Source organism: Pseudomonas sp. PS01300 (assembly GCF_029960155.1).
Taxonomy (GTDB): Bacteria; Pseudomonadota; Gammaproteobacteria; order Pseudomonadales; family Pseudomonadaceae; genus Aquipseudomonas; species Aquipseudomonas palmensis.
Genome location: NZ_JASCPN010000047.1, coordinates 16,015 through 37,886, shown reverse-complemented (window position 1 = coordinate 37,886; position 21,872 = coordinate 16,015). Strand labels below are relative to the sequence as shown.

The 21,872-nt window shown below is 66.3% G+C and carries 15 protein-coding genes; 12 read left to right on the top strand and 3 right to left on the bottom strand.

Annotated elements, in window-relative coordinates; genetic code table 11:
- Positions 1-21: 21 nt before the first annotated feature.
- From hutU to QMX96_RS19845, 12 genes are all read left to right on the top strand, one after another.
- Positions 22-1,698: a urocanate hydratase gene (gene hutU / locus QMX96_RS19900; RefSeq protein ID WP_043862179.1), complete on the top strand. Its 1,677-nt coding sequence runs from the start codon at positions 22-24 to the stop codon at positions 1,696-1,698.
- Positions 1,699-1,762: 64 nt separating this feature from the next.
- Complete coding sequence (hutH, locus tag QMX96_RS19895) at positions 1,763-3,295, top strand: histidine ammonia-lyase (RefSeq protein WP_282362272.1); 1,533 nt, start codon at positions 1,763-1,765, stop codon at positions 3,293-3,295.
- 93 nt (positions 3,296-3,388) lie between these two features.
- The gene (locus QMX96_RS19890; RefSeq protein WP_123753321.1) at positions 3,389-4,783 is read left to right on the top strand and encodes an amino acid permease; all 1,395 of its coding nucleotides are present in this window, start codon (positions 3,389-3,391) and stop codon (positions 4,781-4,783) included.
- A gap of 15 nt (positions 4,784-4,798) precedes the next feature.
- The gene (hutI, locus tag QMX96_RS19885) at positions 4,799-6,031 is read left to right on the top strand and encodes an imidazolonepropionase (RefSeq protein WP_058541645.1); all 1,233 of its coding nucleotides are present in this window, start codon (positions 4,799-4,801) and stop codon (positions 6,029-6,031) included.
- Positions 6,016-6,819 carry an N-formylglutamate deformylase gene (gene hutG, locus QMX96_RS19880; protein ID WP_054915776.1) on the top strand — a complete coding sequence of 268 codons (804 nt, stop codon included), beginning with the start codon at positions 6,016-6,018 and terminating at the stop codon, positions 6,817-6,819. Before hutI ends, hutG begins: the two co-directional genes overlap by 16 nt.
- A gap of 171 nt (positions 6,820-6,990) precedes the next feature.
- Entirely contained in the window at positions 6,991-7,962 is a 972-nt protein-coding gene (gene pip / locus QMX96_RS19875) for a prolyl aminopeptidase (protein WP_058541644.1), read from the top strand.
- Positions 7,959-8,396 (top strand): D-aminoacyl-tRNA deacylase, encoded by a 438-nt coding sequence (gene dtd, locus QMX96_RS19870; protein ID WP_088514678.1) that lies wholly within the window; start codon positions 7,959-7,961, stop codon positions 8,394-8,396. Before pip ends, dtd begins: the two co-directional genes overlap by 4 nt.
- A 262-nt stretch (positions 8,397-8,658) precedes the next feature.
- Positions 8,659-10,374: a glucan biosynthesis protein G gene (locus tag QMX96_RS19865; RefSeq protein ID WP_078479895.1), complete on the top strand. Its 1,716-nt coding sequence runs from the start codon at positions 8,659-8,661 to the stop codon at positions 10,372-10,374.
- Complete coding sequence (mdoH, locus tag QMX96_RS19860) at positions 10,367-12,940, top strand: glucans biosynthesis glucosyltransferase MdoH (RefSeq protein ID WP_043862171.1); 2,574 nt, start codon at positions 10,367-10,369, stop codon at positions 12,938-12,940. The genes QMX96_RS19865 and mdoH overlap by 8 nt, the downstream gene beginning before the upstream one ends.
- Positions 12,941-13,115: 175 nt before the next feature.
- The gene (locus QMX96_RS19855) at positions 13,116-13,916 is read left to right on the top strand and encodes a transporter substrate-binding domain-containing protein (RefSeq protein ID WP_043862230.1); all 801 of its coding nucleotides are present in this window, start codon (positions 13,116-13,118) and stop codon (positions 13,914-13,916) included.
- A gap of 76 nt (positions 13,917-13,992) precedes the next feature.
- On the top strand, positions 13,993-14,955 hold the full coding sequence (locus QMX96_RS19850) for an amino acid ABC transporter permease (RefSeq protein ID WP_043862170.1): 963 nt from the start codon (positions 13,993-13,995) through the stop codon (positions 14,953-14,955).
- Entirely contained in the window at positions 14,948-15,682 is a 735-nt protein-coding gene (locus QMX96_RS19845) for an amino acid ABC transporter ATP-binding protein (RefSeq protein WP_043862229.1), read from the top strand. Before QMX96_RS19850 ends, QMX96_RS19845 begins: the two co-directional genes overlap by 8 nt.
- An 85-nt stretch (positions 15,683-15,767) precedes the next feature.
- On the opposite strand, the gene QMX96_RS19840 is transcribed toward QMX96_RS19845, so the two are convergent.
- From QMX96_RS19840 to QMX96_RS19830, 3 genes are all read right to left on the bottom strand, one after another.
- Positions 15,768-17,699, bottom strand: a complete 1,932-nt coding sequence (locus tag QMX96_RS19840) for a methyl-accepting chemotaxis protein (protein ID WP_282362270.1) — start codon at positions 17,697-17,699, stop codon at positions 15,768-15,770.
- Between the two features lie 139 nt (positions 17,700-17,838).
- Positions 17,839-19,755, bottom strand: a complete 1,917-nt coding sequence (locus tag QMX96_RS19835; RefSeq protein ID WP_282362268.1) for a methyl-accepting chemotaxis protein — start codon at positions 19,753-19,755, stop codon at positions 17,839-17,841.
- 176 nt (positions 19,756-19,931) lie between these two features.
- A complete protein-coding gene (locus QMX96_RS19830; RefSeq protein WP_054915770.1) occupies positions 19,932-21,848 on the bottom strand; it encodes a methyl-accepting chemotaxis protein in 1,917 nt (638 codons plus the stop codon).
- Between the last annotated feature and the right edge of the window lie 24 nt (positions 21,849-21,872).

The window sequence follows — 21,872 nt, the reverse complement described above, 5'->3', positions numbered from 1 at the left end:
TTTCGCTCGAGGAGCCCTTACGTGACGAACAAGCACAATAAATTCCGTGACGTCGAAATTCGCGCCCCGCGCGGCACCCAGCTCACCGCCAAGAGCTGGCTGACCGAAGCGCCGCTGCGCATGCTGATGAACAACCTCGACCCGCAAGTTGCCGAGAACCCCAAGGAGCTGGTGGTGTACGGCGGCATCGGCCGCGCCGCGCGCAACTGGGAGTGCTACGACAAGATCGTCGAGAGCCTCACCCACCTGAATGACGACGAGACCCTGCTGGTGCAATCCGGCAAGCCGGTCGGCGTGTTCAAGACCCACAGCAACGCCCCGCGCGTACTGATCGCCAACTCCAACCTGGTGCCGCACTGGGCCAACTGGGAACATTTCAACGAACTCGATGCCAAGGGCCTGGCCATGTACGGCCAGATGACCGCCGGCAGCTGGATCTACATCGGCAGCCAGGGCATCGTGCAGGGCACCTACGAAACCTTCGTCGAAGCCGGCCGCCAGCACTACAACGGCAGCCTCAAGGGCAAGTGGGTGCTCACCGCGGGCCTGGGCGGCATGGGCGGCGCGCAGCCACTGGCCGCGACCCTGGCCGGCGCCTGCTCGCTGAACATCGAATGCCAGCAGAGCCGCATCGACTTCCGCCTGAGCAGCCGCTACGTGGATGAACAGGCCACCGACCTGGACGACGCCCTGGCGCGCATCGCCAGATACACGGGCGAAGGCAAGGCCATCTCCATCGCCCTGCTGGGCAATGCCGCCGAAATCCTGCCCGAGCTGGTCAAGCGCGGCGTGCGCCCCGACATGGTCACCGACCAGACCAGCGCCCACGACCCGCTCAATGGCTACCTGCCGGCCGGCTGGACCTGGGAGCAGTACCGCGACCGCGCGCAGACCGAACCGGCGGCGGTGGTCAAGGCTGCCAGGCAGTCGATGGCCGTGCACGTGCAGGCCATGCTCGACTTCCAGAAGCAGGGCATCCCGACCTTCGACTACGGCAACAACATTCGTCAGATGGCCAAGGAAGAGGGTGTGACCAACGCCTTCGACTTCCCCGGCTTCGTACCTGCCTATATCCGCCCGCTGTTCTGCCGCGGCGTGGGCCCGTTCCGCTGGGCCGCGCTGTCGGGCGACGCCCAGGACATCTACAAGACCGACGCCAAGGTCAAGGAACTGATCCCCGACGACGCGCACCTGCACAACTGGCTGGACATGGCCCGCGAGCGCATCAGCTTCCAGGGCCTGCCGGCACGTATCTGCTGGGTCGGCCTGGGCCTGCGCGCCAAGCTGGGCCTGGCGTTCAACGAAATGGTGCGCAGCGGCGAGCTGTCGGCACCGATCGTGATCGGCCGCGACCACCTGGACTCCGGCTCCGTCTCCAGCCCCAACCGTGAAACCGAAGCCATGCAGGACGGCTCCGACGCCGTGTCCGACTGGCCTCTGCTCAATGCCCTGCTCAACACCGCCAGCGGCGCGACCTGGGTCTCGCTGCACCACGGCGGCGGGGTGGGCATGGGCTTCTCGCAGCACTCGGGCATGGTCATCGTGTGCGACGGCACCGACGAAGCCGCCGAGCGTATTGCCCGCGTCCTGCACAACGACCCGGCCACCGGCGTGATGCGCCATGCCGATGCCGGTTATCAGATCGCCATCGACTGTGCGAAAGAGCAGGGCCTGAACCTGCCGATGATCACGCGCTGAGCGGCGCCCTGGTCGATACTGAATTCATGACGGGCGTGAACGCCTTTCGAGACGGAGCAATAACGTGACCCAACTGACCCTGAAGCCTGGCACCCTGACCTTGGCTCAGCTGCGTGCGATCTACCAGCAACCGCTGACCCTGCAACTGGACGCCAGCGCCGACCAGCAGATCGAAGACAGCGTGGCCTGCGTCGAGCAGATCCTTGCCGAGGACCGCACCGCCTACGGCATCAATACCGGTTTCGGCCTGCTGGCCTCGACCCGCATCGCCAGCCACGACCTGGAGAACCTGCAGCGCTCGCTGGTGCTGTCCCACGCCGCCGGCGTCGGCGCGCCGCTGGACGACGCCCTGGTGCGCCTGATCATGGTGCTCAAGGTCAACAGCCTGAGCCGTGGTTTTTCCGGCATCCGGCGCAAGGTGATCGACGCGCTGATCGCCCTGATCAACGCCGAGGTCTACCCGCACATTCCGCTCAAGGGCTCGGTGGGCGCCTCCGGCGACCTCGCACCGCTGGCGCACATGTCGCTGGTGCTGCTGGGCGAAGGCAAGGCCCGCCACAAGGGCCAATGGCTGTCGGCCACCGAAGCGCTGGCGGTGGCCGGCCTCGAACCGCTGACCCTGGCTGCCAAGGAGGGCCTGGCCCTGCTCAACGGCACCCAGGCGTCCACTGCCTATGCGCTGCGCGGGCTGTTCGAAGGCGAAGACCTGTTCGCTGCCGCCGTCGCCTGCGGCAGCCTCACCGTCGAAGCGGTGCTGGGCTCGCGCTCGCCCTTCGATGACCGCATTCATCAGGCCCGCGGCCAGCGTGGCCAGATCGACTCGGCCGTCTGCTACCGCGACCTGCTGGGCGACGGCAGCGAAGTGTCGGCCTCGCACCAGAACTGCGGCAAGGTGCAGGACCCGTACTCCCTGCGTTGCCAGCCACAGGTGATGGGCGCCTGCCTGACCCAGTTGCGCCAGGCCGCCGAGGTACTGGTGGTGGAGGCCAACGCGGTGTCCGACAACCCGCTGGTATTCGCCAAGGAGGGTGACGTGATCTCCGGTGGCAACTTCCACGCCGAGCCGGTGGCCATGGCCGCCGACAACATGGCCCTGGCCATCGCCGAAATCGGTTCGCTGAGCGAGCGGCGCATCTCGCTGATGATGGACAAGCACATGTCGCAGTTGCCGCCGTTCCTGGTGGCCAATGGCGGGGTCAACTCCGGCTTCATGATCGCCCAGGTCACCGCCGCCGCGCTGGCCAGCGAGAACAAGGCGCTGGCGCACCCGCACAGCGTCGACAGCATTCCCACCTCGGCCAACCAGGAAGACCACGTGTCGATGGCCCCGGCCGCCGGCAAGCGCCTGTGGGAAATGGCCGAGAACACCCGCGGTGTGCTGGCCGTGGAATGGCTGGCCGCCTGCCAGGGCCTGGACCTGCGCACCGGCCTCAAGACCTCGCCCAAGCTGGAGCAGGCGCGCCAGGCCCTGCGCGGCCAGGTCGCGCACTACGACAAGGACCGTTTCTTCGCCCCCGACATCGAGGCGGCCATCGCCCTGCTGGCCGCGGGCACGCTGACCGGCCTGCTGCCGGCCAAGGTGCTGCCCAGCCTCTGACGCCACCGGCTGGCCGTGCAGGCCAGCCGTCTGCCGCGCGAACCCTGGCGGGTTCGCGCTGCTTTTCGCCTACAAAAAAAACAGGAACGCGAAATGCAATCTCAAGCACAAGGTCTCAAGCGCGGGCTTACGGCCCGGCACATTCGATTCATGGCACTGGGCTCGGCCATCGGCACCGGGCTGTTCTACGGTTCGGCCGCGGCCATCCAGATGGCCGGCCCGGCGGTGTTGCTGGCCTACCTGATCGGCGGCGCGGCAGTGTTCATGGTGATGCGTGCACTGGGTGAAATGGCCGTGCACAACCCGGTGTCCGGCTCGTTCGGCAAATACGCCAGCACCTACCTGGGGCCCATGGCCGGCTTCGTGCTGGGCTGGACCTACGCCTTTGAAATGATCATCGTGTGCCTGGCCGACGTCACGGCCTTCGGCATCTACATGGGCTTCTGGTTTCCCGAGGTGGCGCGCTGGGTGTGGGTGCTGGGCATCGTGTTCCTGATCGGCGGGCTCAACCTGTGCAACGTCAAGGTGTTCGGCGAGATGGAGTTCTGGCTGTCGCTGCTCAAGGTCGGCGCGATCGTGGCGATGATCCTGGCCGGTTTCGGCATCATGGCCTTCGGCCTGGCCAATGCCGAGGCGGGCAACACGGTGGGCATCGGCAACCTGTTCGATCACGGCGGTTTCATGCCCAACGGTGTCGGTGGCCTGATCGCCTCGTTCGCGGTGGTGATGTTCGCCTTCGGCGGCATCGAGATCATCGGTATCACCGCCGGTGAAGCCAAGGACCCGCAGCGCGTGATCCCCAAGGCGATCAACGCCGTGCCGCTGCGCATCCTGCTGTTCTATGTGCTCACCCTGTTCGTGCTGATGTGCCTGTACCCCTGGCCGCAGATCGGCAGCCAGGGCAGCCCGTTCGTGCAGATCTTCAGCAACCTGGGGATCGGTTCGGCGGCCACGGTGCTCAACATCGTGGTGATCTCGGCGGCGGTGTCGGCCATCAACAGCGATATCTTCGGTGCCGGGCGCATGATGTATGGCCTGGCCGAGCAGGGCCACGCGCCCAAGGGCTTCTCGAAGATCTCGCGCCACGGCGTGCCGTGGATGACCGTGCTGGTGATGGGCGCTGCGCTGCTCGGTGGCGTGGTGCTCAACTACCTGATTCCGGAAAACGTGTTCCTGCTGATCGCCTCCATTGCCACCTTTGCTACGGTATGGGTGTGGCTGATGATCCTGGTGACCCAGGTGGCCATGCGCCGCAGCATGAGCCGCGAAGAGGTCGCGCAACTGAAGTTCCCGGTACCGTTCTGGCCGTATGGGCCGGCCGCAGCCATCGCCTTCATGCTGTTCGTGTTCGGCGTGCTGGGCTACTTCCCCGACACCCAGGCGGCGTTGATCGTCGGCGTGGTGTGGGTGGTGTTCCTGGTGGCCGCCTACTGGCTGTGGTGCAAGCCGCGTGGCACGGTCACGCAGCCGGTGTCGACGCCTCAATAGTTACGGAGACTGTGCATGAAAACCCTCTGGCAGCACTGCCATGTGGCAAGCATGGCGCACGGCGCCTACTCGATCATCGAGGACGCGGCCATTGTCACCTGCGCCGGGCGCATCGAATGGATCGGCCCGCGCCAGGCGCTGGCAGGCCCTGTGCCTGACAGCACGGTCGACCTGGGCGGCGCCTGGGTCACCCCCGGGCTGATCGACTGCCACACCCACGCGGTGTTCGGCGGCAACCGCAGCGGCGAGTTCGAACAGCGCCTGCAAGGCGTGAGCTACGCCGAGATCGCCGCCCAGGGGGGTGGCATCGCCAGCACCGTGCGCGCCACCCGCGCCGCCAGCGAAGACGAGCTGTATGCCAGCGCCCTGCGCCGGGTGCAGGCCCTGATGCGCGATGGTGTGACCACCCTGGAGATCAAGTCCGGCTACGGCCTGGACCTGGACAACGAGCGCAAGATGCTCAAGGTGGCGCGCCGGCTCGGCGAAACGCTGCCGCTGACCGTGCGCAGCACCTGCCTGGCGGCGCATGCCTTGCCGCCCGAGTACGCCGAGCGCGCCGACGACTACATCACTCACATCTGCGAGCAGATGCTTCCGGCGCTGGCTGGCGAAGGGCTGGTGGACGCGGTGGATGCGTTCTGCGAATACCTGGCGTTTTCGCCGGCGCAGGTCGAGCGGGTGTTTCTCAAGGCCCGCGAGCTGGGTCTGCCGGTCAAGCTGCATGCCGAGCAGCTGTCGTCGCTGCACGGTTCGAGCCTGGCGGCGCGCTACCAGGCACTGTCGGCCGATCACCTGGAGTTCATGGACGAGGCCGATGCCATCGCCATGGCCCAGGCCGGTACGGTGGCGGTGCTGCTGCCGGGGGCGTTCTACTTCTTGCGCGAAACCCAGCTGCCGCCGATGGACGCGCTGCGCAGGCACGGCGTGAAGATCGCGATTGCCAGCGACCTCAACCCCGGCACCTCGCCGGCCTTGTCGCTGCGCCTGATGCTGAACATGGCCTGCACCCTGTTTCGCATGACCCCCGAAGAAGCCCTGGCCGGTGTCACCGTGCATGCCGCCACGGCGTTGGGGCTGGGCGACAGTCATGGCTCGCTGGAGGTCGGCAAGGTGGCCGACTTCGTGGCCTGGGACATCGAACGGCCGGCAGACCTGGCCTACTGGCTGGGCGGCGACCTGCACAAGCGGGTGGTGCGCCACGGCGTTGAACTGACCGATAAAGGGGAGGCTGCATGGACAAGGTCGTGAGTTTTCACCAGGGTACGCTGCCGCTGCTGGTCAGCATTCCCCATGCCGGGCTCAGGCTGACCCCGGCGGTCGAGGCCGGGCTGGTGGACGAGGCCAGGGGCCTGCCGGACACCGACTGGCACATTCCGCGCCTGTACGCCTTTGCCCGTGAGCTGGGCGCCAGCGTGGTGGTGGGCGAGTATTCGCGCTTCGTCATCGACCTGAACCGGCCCGAGGATGACCAGCCGCTGTATGCCGGCGCCACCACCGGGCTGTTTCCGGCCACGCTGTTCGAAGGGCAGCCGCTGTTCAAGGCGGGGCTGGAGCCGAGTGCGGCTGAGCGGGCGGGCTACCTGGAGGCCATCTGGCGGCCGTATCACGACACCCTCACCGGCGAGCTGGCGCGCCTGCGCGAGCAGTTCGGCTATGCGTTGCTATGGGATGCACACTCGATCCGCTCGGTGATCCCTCACCTGTTCGACGGCACGTTGCCGGACTTCAACATCGGCACCTTCAATGGCGCGAGCTGCGACGCGGCGCTGGCCGAGCGGGTCAGGGCGGTGGCGGCCGGCGCGCAGGGCTACAGCCATGTGCTCAACGGGCGCTTCAAGGGCGGGCACATCACCCGTCACTATGGCGCCCCGGCCAACAACGTGCATGCGGTGCAGATGGAACTGGCGCAGTGCAACTACATGGAGGAGGTGGCGCCGTTCACCTACCGCGACGATCTGGCGCAGCCGACCCAGCGGGTGCTGGAGCAGATGCTGGTGGCGATGCTGGGGTGGGGGCGCGAGCGTTACCCGGCATAGGACCGCGGCGCTGCCTTCGCCGGCAAGGCCGGCTCCTGCAGACGGTTGCGAACCGGTAGGAGCCGGCCTTGCCGGCCAAGGGGCCCGAAAGCCGAACACTGGTACATGCTCAAAGCGCATTTCGGGTTTATGATGCCCAACGGCAGCCTATTTCCCCACACGGAGTGCGTAATGCAGACCTTGTACCCGCAGATCAAACCCTACGCCCGGCACGATCTGGCCGTGGAAGCACCGCATGTACTGTACGTCGATGAAAGCGGTTCCCCGGAAGGTCTGCCCGTGCTGTTCATTCATGGCGGCCCGGGCGCCGGCTGCGATGCGCAAAGCCGCTGCTATTTCGACCCCAACCTGTACCGCATCGTCACCTTCGACCAGCGCGGCTGCGGTCGCTCCACCCCGCACGCGAGCCTGGAGAACAACACCACCCAGGCCCTGATCGAAGACATCGAGCGTATCCGCGAGCACCTGAACATCGAAAAATGGGTGCTGTTCGGCGGTTCCTGGGGCTCGACCCTGGCCCTGGCCTACGCCCAGACCCACCCCGAGCGAGTGCACGGGCTGATCCTGCGCGGCATCTTCCTGTGCCGCCCGCAGGAAATCGAATGGTTCTACCAGGCGGGTGCCAGCCGACTGTTCCCCGACTACTGGCAGGATTACATCGCGCCGATCCCCGCCGACGAGCGCGACGACCTGGTCAAGGCCTTCCACAAGCGCCTTACCGGCAACGACCAGATCGCCCAGATGCACGCGGCCAAGGCCTGGTCCACCTGGGAGGGCCGCACTGCGACGCTGCGTCCCAACCCGCTGGTGGTCGACCGCTTCTCCGAGCCGCAACGCGCCCTGTCGATTGCCCGCATCGAATGCCACTACTTCATGAACAACGCGTTCCTGGAGCCCGACCAGCTGATCCGCGACATGCCGCGTATCGCCCACCTGCCGGCGGTGATCGTGCACGGTCGCTATGACGTGATCTGCCCGCTGGACAACGCCTGGGCGCTGCACCAGGCCTGGCCCAACAGCGAGCTGAAAGTGATTCGCGACGCCGGCCACGCCGCCTCCGAGCCCGGCATCACCGATGCATTGGTGCGCGCCGCCGACCAGATGGCCCGGCGCCTGCTCGACCTGCCGCTGGAAGAAGCGTGAAGGGCCTGCTGCAACGCGCGCGTGGCGCGCGGGTAGAGGTCGACGGCGAGATCGTCGGGTCCATCGACCAGGGCCTGCTGGTGCTGGTCGCCGTCGAGCCCGGCGACACCCCGGCCCACGCCGACAAACTGCTGCACAAGCTGCTCAACTACCGGGTGTTCAGCGACCCCCAGGGCAAGATGAACCTGTCGCTCAAGGACATCGACGGCGGCCTGCTGCTGGTATCGCAGTTCACCCTGGCTGCCGACACCCAGAGCGGCCTGCGTCCGAGCTTTTCCACCGCCGCGCCACCGGCACTCGGTGCCGAACTGTTCGATTACCTGCTGGCCCAGGCGAGGCTCAAGCACCCCACGGTGGCGAGCGGGCGTTTCGGTGCGGACATGCAGGTTCACCTGGTCAATGATGGCCCTGTGACATTTATGCTACAAATATGAAGGTGAAAAGGCCGCTGCTTGCATGAAAACAGCGGCTTTTCAGCATAAATAGTTGCTTGGCCCTGATGCGTTGTAACGCGGCCTGCTGGATAATCGCGCGAAATGTGGGCCTGCGTTCGCAGGCCCGTTTTACTCTGACTTGAGCATCGTCCGGAACCGTTTGGGGAATCATTGTGCCCTTTCGGAGTCCGAACAGTGCTCGCCAACCCGGCATACGTCGCTGGCCGTTGGTTCTTTGATCTGTTTTCGGCGAGGGTTGCTCGTGATTGTAAGTCCCTGTAATGCACCAAGAACTTCCGCCAATCGGCTGCGCAAGGCCTTCGTGGCAGCCTCTGCACTGGTCTGCCTGCTCAGCGCGGGCCAGCTCTGGGCGTTCAACCTCGACGACGTGGCAGCCAAGGCCAAAGACCTGGCCGGGCAGAAGTACGAAGCACCCAAGAGCAACCTGCCGGCCGTGTTCCGTGACATGAAGTACGGCGACTACCAGAAGATCCGCTTCCTGCAGGACAAGGCCGAGTGGGCCCAGGACAAGACCCCGTTCAAGCTGTCGTTCTACCACCAGGGCATGCACTTCGACACGCCGGTGCGCATCAACGAAGTCACCGCCAACAAGGTGCAGGAGATCAAGTACGACCCGAGCCGCTTCGACTTCGGCGACGTGCAGTTCGACCCCAAGGCCACCGACAAGCTCGGCTACGCCGGCTTTCGCGTGCTGTACCCGATCAACAAAGCCGACAAGCAGGATGAAATCATGACCCTGCTTGGCGCCAGCTATTTCCGCGTGGTCGGCAAGGGCCATGTGTATGGCCTGTCGGCCCGTGGCCTGGCCATCGACACCGCGCTGCCGTCGGGCGAGGAGTTCCCGCGCTTCACCGAGTTCTGGGTCGAGAAGCCCAAGCCGACCGACAAGCACCTGGTGATCTACGCGCTGCTCGATTCGCCGCGCTCCACCGGCGCCTACAAGCTGACCCTGCGCCCGGGCACCGACACCATCGTCGACGTCAAGTCCAGGGTGTACCTGCGTGACCACGTCAGCCGCCTGGGCATCGCCCCGCTGACCAGCATGTTCCTGTTCGGCGGCAACCAGCCGTCCAAGGTGCCCAACTACCGCCCTGCGCTGCACGACTCCGAAGGCCTGTCGATCCATGCGGCCAACGGCGAATGGCTGTGGCGCCCGCTCAACAACCCCAAGCACCTGGCCGTGAGCAACTTCAGCGTCGAGAACCCGCGTGGGTTCGGCCTGCTGCAGCGCCAGCGCGAGTTCAGCCAGTTCGAAGACCTCGACGACAACTACCAGAAGCGCCCGAGCGCCTGGATCGAGCCGAGCGGCGACTGGGGCAAGGGCACCGTCGACCTGGTCGAGATCCCGACCGCCGACGAGACCAACGACAACATCGTGGCCTTCTGGAGCCCGGAAAAACTGCCTGAGCCCGGTGTGGCATCCGAATTCAACTACCGCCTGCACTGGACCATCGACGAGTCCGAGTTCCACTCGCCGAACCTGGGCTGGGTCAAGCAGACCCTGCGCTCCACCGGTGACGTCAAGCAGTCCAACCTGATCCGCCAGCCCGATGGCAGCATCGCCTTCCTGGTCGACTTCGAGGGCCCGGTGCTGGCCGCCCTGCCGGAAGATGCCAACGTGCGCAGCCAGGTGACCACCGACGACAACGCCGAAGTGGTCGAGAACAACCTGCGCTACAACCCCGAGATCAAGGGCTGGCGCCTGACCCTGCGCCTGAAGGTCAAAGACCCGAGCAAGGCCACCGAAATGCGCGCCGCGCTGCTGCGCGACGTGCCGGTCGAACAGCCCAAGCCGGCCAAGCCTGCCAAGCAGGACAAGGCCGCTGCCAAGCACGCCAAGCAGGAAAAACCTGCCCAGCCGCCAGCCGCCGATGCGGCGACCACCACCGGGACACCGGCCACCACCGAACAGGTGTTGACCGAGACCTGGAGCTATCAGTTGCCTGCCGATGAGTAACTCTTCACAAAGGCCGGAATCGCTTGGCGAGTACCTGGCCCATCTGCCCCTGAGCGACGAGCAGCGCGCCGAACTGGCCAGCTGCAATTCGTTCAGCGAGCTGCACCGACGCCTGTCGGCGCAGCCGCCGGTGGGTGAAAACGGTTCGGTACAGGGTTCGGTGGGCAGCCGCCTGACCCTGGACAGCGCTGCGGAACTGGAAGAGGCCGAGATGCTCGCCCTCGACGCCAGTGGCCGGGTGTGCCTGAAGGCCACCCCGCCGATCCACCGCACCCGGGTGATCCCCGAGCCATGGCGCACCAACATCCTGGTGCGCGCCTGGCGCCGGGTCACCGGACGTACCAACGCGCCGGCGCCTGAACAGCGCGAGCTGCCCAAGGCGCGCTGGCGCTGGGTGGGTTCGATGCGCCGCTACATCCTGCTGGCGTTGATGCTCGGCCAGACCGTGGTCGCCGGCTGGTACATGAAGGGCATCCTGCCGTACCAGGGCTGGTCGTTCGTCGACCTCGACGAAATCATGCACCAGTCGTTCATGCAGACCGTCACCCAGGTGTGGCCGTATGCGCTGCAGACCAGCATCCTGATCCTGTTCGGCATTCTGTTCTGCTGGGTGTCGGCCGGTTTCTGGACCGCGCTGATGGGCTTTCTGGAACTGCTCACCGGGCGTGACAAGTACCGGATCTCTGGCAGCAGCGCCGGCAACGAACCGATCGAGGCCGGGGCGCGAACCGCACTGGTGATGCCGATCTGCAACGAAGACGTGGCCCGGGTGTTCGCCGGCCTGCGTGCGACCTTCGAGTCGGTGGCGGCCACGGGCAACCTGGACCGCTTCGACTTCTTCGTGCTCAGCGACACCAACGACACCGACATCGCCGTGGCCGAACAGCAGGCCTGGCTGGACGTATGCCGTGAGGCCAAGGGCTTCGGGCGCATCTTCTACCGTCGCCGTCGTCGCCGGGTCAAACGCAAGAGCGGCAACCTCGACGACTTCTGCCGTCGCTGGGGCGCGGACTACCGTTACATGGTGGTACTCGACGCCGACAGCGTGATGAGCGGCGAATGCCTCACCAGCCTGGTGCGGCTGATGGAAGCCAACCCCGACGCCGGGATCATCCAGACCGCGCCCAAGGCGTCGGGCATGGATACCCTGTATGCGCGCATGCAGCAGTTCGCCACCCGGGTGTACGGCCCGCTGTTCACCGCCGGCCTGCACTTCTGGCAGCTGGGCGAATCGCACTACTGGGGCCACAACGCGATCATCCGCATGAAACCCTTCATCGAGCACTGCGCCCTGGCGCCGTTGCCGGGCAAGGGCGCCTTCGCCGGTGCGATCCTGTCCCACGACTTCGTCGAAGCCGCATTGATGCGCCGTGCCGGCTGGGGCGTGTGGATCGCCTATGACCTGCCGGGCAGCTATGAAGAGTTGCCGCCCAACCTGCTCGACGAGCTCAAGCGCGATCGGCGCTGGTGCCACGGCAACCTGATGAACTTCCGCCTGTTCCTGGTCAAGGGCATGCACCCGGTGCACCGTGCGGTGTTCCTCACCGGGGTGATGTCGTACCTGTCGGCGCCGCTGTGGTTCTTCTTCCTGGTGCTGTCGACCGCGCTGCTGGCGACCAACACCCTGATGGAGCCGCAGTACTTCCTCGAACCGCGTCAGCTCTACCCGCTGTGGCCGCAGTGGCACCCGGAAAAAGCCATCGCGCTGTTCTCCACCACCATCGTGCTGCTGTTCCTGCCCAAGCTGCTGAGCATCATCCTGATCTGGGCCAAGGGTGCCAAGGAGTTCGGCGGGCGCATCAAGGTCACCCTGTCGATGCTGCTGGAGATGCTGTTCTCCATGCTGCTGGCGCCGGTACGCATGATCTTCCACACCCGCTTCGTGCTGGCCGCGTTCCTGGGCTGGGCCGCGACCTGGAACTCGCCACAGCGTGACGACGACTCCACCCCGTGGAGCGAAGCGGTGCGCCGGCATGGCCCGCAGACCCTGCTGGGCGTGGCCTGGGCGCTGCTGGTGGCGTGGCTGAACCCGAGCTTCCTGTGGTGGCTGGTGCCGATCGTGGGCTCGCTGATGCTGTCGATCCCGGTGTCGGTGATTTCCAGCCGCACCAACCTGGGCCTGCGCGCCAAGGACGAGAAGCTGTTCCTGATCCCTGAGGAATACGCCACGCCGCAGGAACTGCTGGCCACCGACCAGTACACCCACGAAAACCGCTGGCATGCGCTGAAGGACGGTTTTGTGCGGGCCGTGGTCGACCCGCAACAGAACGCCCTGGCCTGTGCCCTGGCGACCGCGCGCCATGGCGTGGCGGAGGTGGTCGAGCGCAACCGCGCCGAGCGCATCGCCAAGGCCCTGGAAGTCGGCCCGGCCGCGCTGGATGGCGCCACGCGCCTGGCGCTGCTCAGCGACCCGGTCGCCCTGGCACGGCTGCACAGCCGCGTGTGGGCCGAAGACAACCGCGCCTGGCTGGATGTGTGGCGTGAGTCGATTGCCAACGACCCGCACTCGCCGCTGTTGCCGCTGCACCCGCAGCACGAGGGGCAGGCAGCACTCGCCGGGGCCTGATCTGCGGGCCCCTTCGTCAGCAACGCTGGCTCCTACAGGTCATCCGTGCCGTTGTAGGAGCCGGCTTTGCCGGCGATGTTTCACTCCTTTTTCTGATACCAACAACGCCCCCCATGCGTTAGCATCCCCCCCGATAATAAAACTCGAAGTTTTCCTGCTGGGGGATCTGGTGATGATGAAAAAGTATCTGTCGATGCTGATGATCGGCGTCGCGGCACTGATGACGGTGAACGCTGCACAGGCAGCCGGCGCCATCGATGACGCGGTCAAGCGCGGCACCTTGCGCGTAGGCATGGACCCTACCTACATGCCATTCCAGATGACCAACAAGCGTGGCGAGATCATCGGCTTCGAAGTCGATATCCTCAAGGCCATGGCCAAGTCCATGGGCGTCAAGCTGGAAACCGTCTCCACCGCCTACGACGGCATCATCCCGGCCCTGATGACCGACAAGTTCGACATGATCGGCAGCGGCATGACCCTGACCCAGGAGCGCAACCTCAAGCTCAACTTCAGCGAACCCTTCATCGTGGTCGGTCAGACCCTGCTGATCCGCAAGGAGCTGGCCGGCGAGATCAAGACCTACAAGGACCTGAACAACGAGAAGTACCGCCTGACCTCCAAGCTCGGCACCACCGGTGAAATGGTCGCCAAGAAGCTGATCGGCAAGGCCAAGTACCACGGCTACGACAACGAGCAGGAAGCGGTGATGGACGTGGTCAACGGCAAGGCCGACGCGTTCGTCTACGACGCCCCGTACAACGTGGTGGCAGTGAACAAGGCCGGCGCCGGCAAGCTGCTGTTCCTCGACGAGCCGTTCACCTTCGAACCGCTGGCCTTCGGCCTGAAGAAGGGCGACTACGACAGCCTGAACTTCATCAACAACTTCCTGCACCAGATCAAGCACGACGGCACCTACGATCGAATCCACGACAAGTGGTTCAAGGACACCGCCTGGCTGAAGGACATGGAATAAGGCCGCGGCCCCACGCCCGGTTCGAAACCCGACGCGCAGGCTGGCCCTGCGCGTTCGCTTTTACGGAAGTACCCCCGTGATCAAACACAAGAAAGCCCAGTGGCCCTGGCATGGGCTGACGGCGCTGGTCCTGATCGGCCTGGCGCTGAGCCTGTATTACGCAACCTCGGTGATCTCCTACGAGTGGCGCTGGAACCGTGTGCCGCAGTACTTTGCCTATCAGGCCGAAGTTGCCCAGCGCGCCGCCGAAAACGGCGTGATCGAGGCGATCGAGCGCAAGGGCGACATGGCCCGCGTCACCTTGCGTGACGAGAGCGGCGCCGAACAGGTGCTGAACGTCGAGCAGGCCAGCCTGCAGATGGACCGTGGCGACGACGTGGCCGAGGGCGACCTGATCGGCGTGACTCACCAGTGGGCCGCCGGGCCGCTGGCCTGGGGCCTGTTCACCACCTTGTGGATCTCGGTGGCGGCGGGGGTGCTGGGGTTGGTGATCGGCCTGTTCGCCGGCCTGTGCCGGTTGTCCAGCAACCCGACCCTGCGCGACCTGTCGACGGTGTATGTGGAGCTGGTGCGCGGCACGCCGCTGCTGGTGCAGATCTTCATCTTCTACTTCTTCATCGGCACCGTGCTCAACCTGTCCCGCGAGTTTGCCGGGGTGGCGGCACTGGCGCTGTTCACCGGCGCCTATGTCGCCGAGATCGTGCGCGCCGGGGTGCAGTCGATTGCCCGCGGCCAGGGCGAGGCGGCCCGTTCGCTGGGCCTGAGCGCCGGCCAGTCGATGCGCCACGTGGTATTGCCGCAGGCGTTCAAGCGCGTGCTGCCGCCGCTGGCCGGGCAGTTCATCAGCCTGGTCAAGGACACCTCGCTGGTGTCGGTGATCGCCATCACCGAACTGACCAAGAGTGGCCGCGAGGCGATCACCACCTCGTTCTCCACGTTCGAGATCTGGTTCTGCGTCGCCGGGCTGTACCTGCTGATCAACCTGCCGCTGTCGCATTTCGCCAGCCGGCTCGAGCGGAGGCTTGCGCAAAGTGATTGAAGTCCGTGACCTGGTAAAAGTCTTCGACACCCGTGGGCAGGTGGTGCGTGCGGTGGATCACGTCAGTACCGACGTGGCCAAGGGCGAAGTGCTGGTGGTGCTGGGCCCGTCGGGCTCGGGCAAATCGACCTTCCTGCGCTGCCTCAACGGCCTGGAAACGTTCGACGAGGGCACCGTGGCCATCGACGGCCTGCAACTGGCCGACCCGAAGACCGACGTGAATGCCTACCGGCGTGAAGTCGGCATGGTGTTCCAGCACTTCAACCTGTTCCCGCACATGACCGTGCTGGAGAACCTGTGCCTGGCGCAGAAGGTGGTGCGCAAGCGTGGCAAGGCCGAGCGTGAGGCCAAGGCGCGTGCGTTGCTGGAGAAGGTGGGCATTGCGCAGAAGGCCAACGAGTTTCCCTCGCGCCTGTCTGGTGGCCAGCAACAGCGCGTGGCGATTGCCCGTGCGCTGGCGATGGAGCCGAAGGTGATGCTGTTCGACGAGCCGACCTCGGCGCTGGACCCGGAGATGGTTGGCGAGGTGCTGGACGTGATGAAGACCCTGGCCCTGGAAGGCATGACCATGGTCTGTGTGACCCACGAAATGGGCTTTGCCCGGGAAGTGGCGGACCGCGTGCTGTTCTTCGACCATGGCAAGTTGCTGGAAGATTCGCCACCGGAGGCGTTCTTCACTGCGCCGAAGGACCCACGAGCCCAGGCGTTCCTGCGCCAGGTGCTGTAACCGCAGCGTGGCCTTCGCCAGCAAGGCTGGCTCCTGCAGGGTTTCGCCGCACCTGCAGGAGCCAGCCTTGCTGGCGAAGAGGCCGTTACAGGCTGAACCGCCCGACCAACGTCTGCAACTGCCCCCCCAGCCGCGCCAGCTCCACGCTCGACGCCGCAGTCTGCTGGCTCGCCGTGGTCGTCTGATCGGCAATATCTCTCACCGTCATCACATTGCGGTTGATCTCCTCGGCCACCGAGCTCTGCTCTTCACTGGCCGTGGCGATCTGCTGGTTCATGCCCTGGATGCTCGACACTGTCTCGGTGATCTGCCCCAGCGCCGCGCCCGCCCGCCGGCTCAGTTCGACGCTGTCGCGGCTCAGGTCGCGGCTGCTGTCGAGCAGGTGCACCACCTGCGCCGTACCACTGTGCAGGTTGCCGATCAGCTCCTCGATCTCCCCGGTGGACTGCTGGGTACGCTGGGCCAGGCCGCGCACTTCATCGGCCACCACCGCAAAACCACGCCCGGCCTCGCCCGCCCGCGCAGCCTCGATGGCGGCATTGAGCGCCAGCAGGTTGGTCTGCGACGAAACCGACTTGATCACATCCAGGATGCTGCCGATACGCTCGCTCTCCTGGGCCAGCTGCTGCATGGCCAGGATCGACTCCTCCACCTGCCTGGCCAACTGCTCGATCTGCCCGATGGCGTCGTTGACCACCTGGTTGCCTTCGCGCGCCTGGCTGTCTGCGGCAGTGGCTGCCGCCGAGGCGAACTCGGCGTTGCGCGCCACCTCCAGTACCGTGGCGGCCATCTCGTTCATCGCGGTGGCCACCTGGTCGGTCTCGTCCTTCTGGTTGCCGGTCATCAGCTGGGTGCGCTCGGCGACACTCGATAGCTCGCCCACCGCAGCGGTCAACTGGCCGGTGCCCTGGCCGATGCCACCGATCAGCTCGCGCAGGCTCAGGGCCATCTGCTGCATGCTGTTCTGCAACTGCCCCAGCTCATCCTGGCGTGATACCCGCAGGTCGCTGCGCAGGTCGCCCTTGGCGATGCATTGCGCCGCTTGCAGGGTGCGTCTGAGCGGTTCGGTGATCTGGCGCGTGATCAGCCACGCGGCCAGGCTGCCGAGTACCAGCGCCAGCAAGGCGATGACGCTGAGCATGCTGCGTGCCTCGAGGGCTTCTTCGTCGCGCAGCTGGATCTGGTGTCGGGTCAGTACGCGACTGGCATCGCGCAGCTGGTTGCCCATGGTCTCCAGCCCGCCCTGAAGCTGCTCTACCGCAATGGCGGCCTGGCGGTAGCGGTCCAGCAACTGCACATAGCTGGCGAGCGCGGCGGTAGTGGCCTGCAGGTCGCTGGGCGGCAGGTTGCGCCTCAGATCGGCCAGGCTGGCCTGGGCGGCGCCGAGCGCGCTGGCACCCACCTGCTCGAAGGCACTCAGCGGGCTGAAGGTATAGGCCGGGGCGCGGCTTTGCTGGCCGGCGGTCTCGATGTGTCGTGCAAGCGTTGCGAACAGGCGCTGCTCCGAGGCCTGCCGTTCGCTGCCCTGGCGCTCGCCCAGCAGGGTCTTCTGCTCCAGCGTGTCGATGCCGTCGAGCAGGCGCTGCTCCTGTTCACGCAGGGCGGTTTCGTGCGTATGGCGCGTGCCGACGGCCTGCTGCAAGGTGTCGAAGTCGCGCACGAACTGGCCGACCACCTGCTGATTGGCCGTGATCACCTGGCGGTCGGCCGCATCGTCGAACTGCCCCAGCATGCTCTGCAGCAGGCGCTCCAGTTCGGTCAGGGTCGCGCTGATCCTGCGCCTGCTCTCGTCGTCCGCCAGCACCCGGTAGGTGATACGCTCGGCACGCAGGTCCTTGCTCAGGTCGTTGATCGCGGCAATCTGGGTGAGGCGCTGCGAGCTGTCGATGGATTCGTTCAGTGCATGCCAGCCGCCCAGGGTGGTCGCCAGCGTCAGCAGCAGGACGCTGGCAAATCCCAGGGCCAGCTTGAGCCTGACGCTCAGGTTGCCAAGCATCCGGTACAAAGGTGCGAACATGACGGTTCTCCAGTGAAATGAGGGATGTAGCGCCTGGATAGTGTCGGGCGCAGCTACCTGTGCTCATCGGCCACTGGAGGCCAAGCTGGACCTGCAAATGCTGTAGGAAAATTCCCATCTTGCAGGCGGAAAATTCCACCTAGAGCTGGAAGCGCCCGACCAGCGCCTGCAATTGAACCCCCAGGCGTGCCAGCTCGATGCTGGAGGCCGCGGTCTCTTCGCTGGCGGCGCTGGTCTGGTCGGACACGTCGCGCACGTTGATCACGCTGCGGTTGATTTCCTCGGCCACTGCACTTTGCTGTTCGGCCGCGGCCGCAATCTGCTGGTTCATCGCCTGGATCGACGACACCGTGGTGCTGATGGTGGCCAGCGAGGTGCCGGCGCGCCGGGTCAGCTCGACGCTGCTCAGGGTCAGCTCGCGGCTGTTGTCCAGAATCCCGGCGACCTCGGAGGTGCCGCGGTGCAGGCCGGCGATCAGGCCTTCGATCTCTTCGGTGGATTGCTGGGTGCGTCGGGCCAGGCCGCGTACCTCGTCGGCGACCACGGCGAAGCCGCGCCCGGCCTCGCCGGCGCGGGCGGCCTCGATGGCCGCGTTGAGCGCCAGCAGGTTGGTCTGCTGGGCTACCGACTTGATCACGTCGAGCACGCTGCCGATCTTGTCGCTTTCGGCCTTGAGCTGGGCCATGGCTTCGCCGGAGTGGTCGACCGCCGCCGCCAGGCGCTCGATCTCGTCGATGGCCTCGCTGACCACCCGATCGCCTTCGCCGGCCTGCTGGTCGGCCAGGGTGGCGGCCTCGCTGGCCTGCTCGGCATTGCGCGCCACATCCTGCACGGTAGCGGCCATTTCATGCATGGCAGTGGCCACCTGGTCGGTTTCGACCTTCTGCGTGCCGACCCCGCTGCTGGTCTGCTCGGTCACGGCCGAGAGCTGCTCGGCGGCGCTGGCGATCTGGGTCACGCCCTCGCCGATGCCACCGACCAGCTCGCGCAGGCTCACGGTCATGCGCTGCATCGCACGCTGCAGCTCGCCCAGCTCGTCGCGTCGCTCGGCCACCAGGGTCTGGCTCAGGTCGCCGCCGGCCACCCGTTCGACCAGGCGCAGGGTCTGCTGCAGGGGCGTGGTGATCTGGCGGGTGATCACCCATGCGGCCGCGATGCCCAGCAGCAGCGCAATGGCGATCGCCAGGCCCAGGTTGTAGCGTGCCTGCAGGGCCTGCTGGTCGACCAGCTCGGTCTGCGACTGGGTCAGCTCGTCGCTCACCGCCAGCAGGCTGTCGCCCAGCTGTGCCAGGTGCTGCAGGGCCGAGTCGCTGGCGCTGCGCGCCGCGCTGAAGTCGAGCACGGCGGCGCGGTAGTCGGCCAGTGCCCCCGCGGCGGCACGCAAGGTGTCGCGATAGGTGCTCGGTAGCCTGTCGGGCAGTGCGTCAAGCTGGCTGGCCGCCTGGTCGATGGCGGCCAGTGCCGGTGCCTCGAATTCGGCGCGGCCGCTGTAGGTGTAGCCGCGCAGGTGAAAGCGGGCCTGCTGGATCTGCTGGTCCACCGTCACCAGGCTGGCGTAGGCGCTGAAGTCGGCACGCTCGCGCAGGGCCTGCCCGACTGGCGCCAGCAGCACCACCGCGCGTTCGGCGCTGCTGCCCAGGGCGTCGCGTGCCTGCTGGCGCGCCTGCACCGTGGTCTGCAGCTCGGCGAAGGTGCGCCGGTACTGGTCGAGGGTGTTTTCCTGGCGTTGTACCCGGGCAAGGTTGGCCGGCACGTTGAGGCGCCGCTGCAGGTAGGCCAGGCGCTCGGCCACGTCGTCCAGCTCCTTGTCCATCTGCTGGCCGACGGCAGGCTCAAGGTTGCGCTCGTAGACCAGCCGCTGGTTGCGCACATCCTGGATCTCCTTGTTCACCGCCCCGATGTCGGTGAGCTTGTCGCTGCGGTCGGCAAGGTCTTCCAGGGTGGTCCAGCCGATCAGGGCGATACCCAGCGTCAGCAACAGAACCAGGGCAAAGCCCAGGGCCAGTTTCAGTTGAATGCTCAGGTTGCCCAGCATCCGATTCATCGTCACAAGCATGGTGGCTCTCCAGGTACGAGGTTCAGACGCACCCGTGGGTGCGCCAATGCGAACGCATCGGCTGGAGCGCCAAGGTCTGGACCTGCAAACGCTGTAGGACTTTTCGCTATTTGTTCGACGGCCACAGGGGGCCGGACACCGGCAGCGATCAACGCCGCTGCCGGCAGGGTGGGGGGTTACAGGCTGAAGCGGGCGACCAGGGTCTGCAGGTGGGTGCCCAGGCGCGCCAGCTCGACGCTGGAGGCGGCGGTCTCTTCGCTGGCGGCGCTGGTCTGGTCGGACACATCGCGCACCGTCATCACGCTGCGGTTGATCTCTTCGGCCACTGCGCTCTGCTGCTCGGCAGCGGCGGCGATCTGCTGGTTCATGGCCTGGATCGAGGACACGGTGCGGGTAATGGTTTCCAGCGAGGTGCCGGCGCGGCGGGTCAGCTCGACGCTGCTGCCGGTCAGGCTGCGGCTGTTGTCCATCACCGTGGCGACCTGCTGGGTGCCGTTCTGCAGGCCGGCGATCAGCTCCTCGATCTCTTCGGTCGATTGCTGTGTGCGCTGGGCCAGGCTGCGCACTTCATCGGCAACCACCGCGAAACCGCGCCCGGCCTCACCGGCACGAGCGGCCTCGATGGCGGCGTTGAGGGCCAGCAGGTTGGTCTGCTGGGCCACCGACTTGATCACGTCGAGCACGCTGCCGATCTTGGCGCTTTCGGCCTTGAGCTGACCCATGGCTTCGCTGGAGTGTTCCACCTCGGCGGCCAGGCGCTCGATCTGGTCGATGGCCTCGCCCACCACGCGGTCGCCTTCGCGGGCCTGCTGGTCGGCCATCTGCGCCGCCTCCGAGGCCTCTTCGGCGTTGCGCGCCACTTCCTGCACGGTGGCGGCCATCTCGTTCATGGCCGTGGCCACCTGGTCGGTCTCGACCTTTTGATTGTTGACCCCGGCGCTGGTCTGCTCGGTGACGGCCGAGAGCTGCTCGGCGGCGCTGGCGATCTGGGTGACACCATCGCCGATACCGCCGATCAGCTGGCGCAGGTTCACGGTCATGCGCTGCATGCTGTGCTGCAACTGGCCGAGTTCGTCGCTGCGCTCCACGCGCAGGTCGTGGCGCAGGTCGCCGCTGGCGATGCGGTCCACGGCGCCGAGGGTGTGGCGCAGGGGTACGACGATCTGGCGGGTGATGGCCCACGAGGCGAGGATGCCGAAGAACAGCGCCAGCGCCGTGGCCAGGGCCAGCATCGACTGGGCGTGCTGCGATTCGTCGTCGCGCAGTTGGGTGAGGCTGCGGCTCATCTGCTGGCTCAGGTCGATCAGCAGCGTGCCCTGTTCGGCCATGTGCTGCAGGGCCGCGTCATTGGCGGCCTGGGACTGGCTGAACTGCTCCACCGCGTTGCGGTAGGTGGCCAGCGCCTGGGTGGCGGCGGCCAGGGCATCGGCATGCTCGGCCGGCACCTTGGCCGGCAGGCTGCGGATGACGCTCAGGGCCTGGTCGATGGCCTGCAGGGCGGTCTGCTGTAGCTCGGCCTGCCCGCTGAAGATGTAGCCACGCACGTGGAAGCGGGCCTGCAGCATCAGCGCCTTGGCCTGCACGGCGCTGTTGAAGGTCTGGATATCGCCGCCTTGCAGCAGCCCGCGCTCTACCTGATCCAGCGATGCGGCGGTCTTTTCCGCGCTGCTGCTCATGGTCGCACGGCTGGCCTCGCGGGCCTGGGCCGCCTGCTTGAGGTCGGCGAAGGCGCGCTGGTACTGGGCAACCGCCTCGTTCTGGCGTTGCAGGCGGTCGCCGTTTTCGCTGGGCGGTATGTGCTGTTCCACGTTCTTGAGCTGGCGATCCAGCTCTACCAGGGCGTTCTCTACCGCGTCGGCGCTGGCAGCATCGCGTTTGTGCTCATAGGTCTGGCGGGCGATGCGCAGGTCCTGGGTGATCTGGTGAATCCGGGAAATCTCGCCCAGGGTGTCGCCGCGCTGGGTGACACCGTTGAGCCCCTGCCAACCGGTGAGTGCGATCAGCAGGGTCAGCAGCAACACGGTGCCGAAGCCGATGCCGAGTTTGAGCGTGACGCTAAAATTGCCCAGATGGTGGGCGAACCAACGGTACATGGGGTGACTCCATTGCGGTCAGGC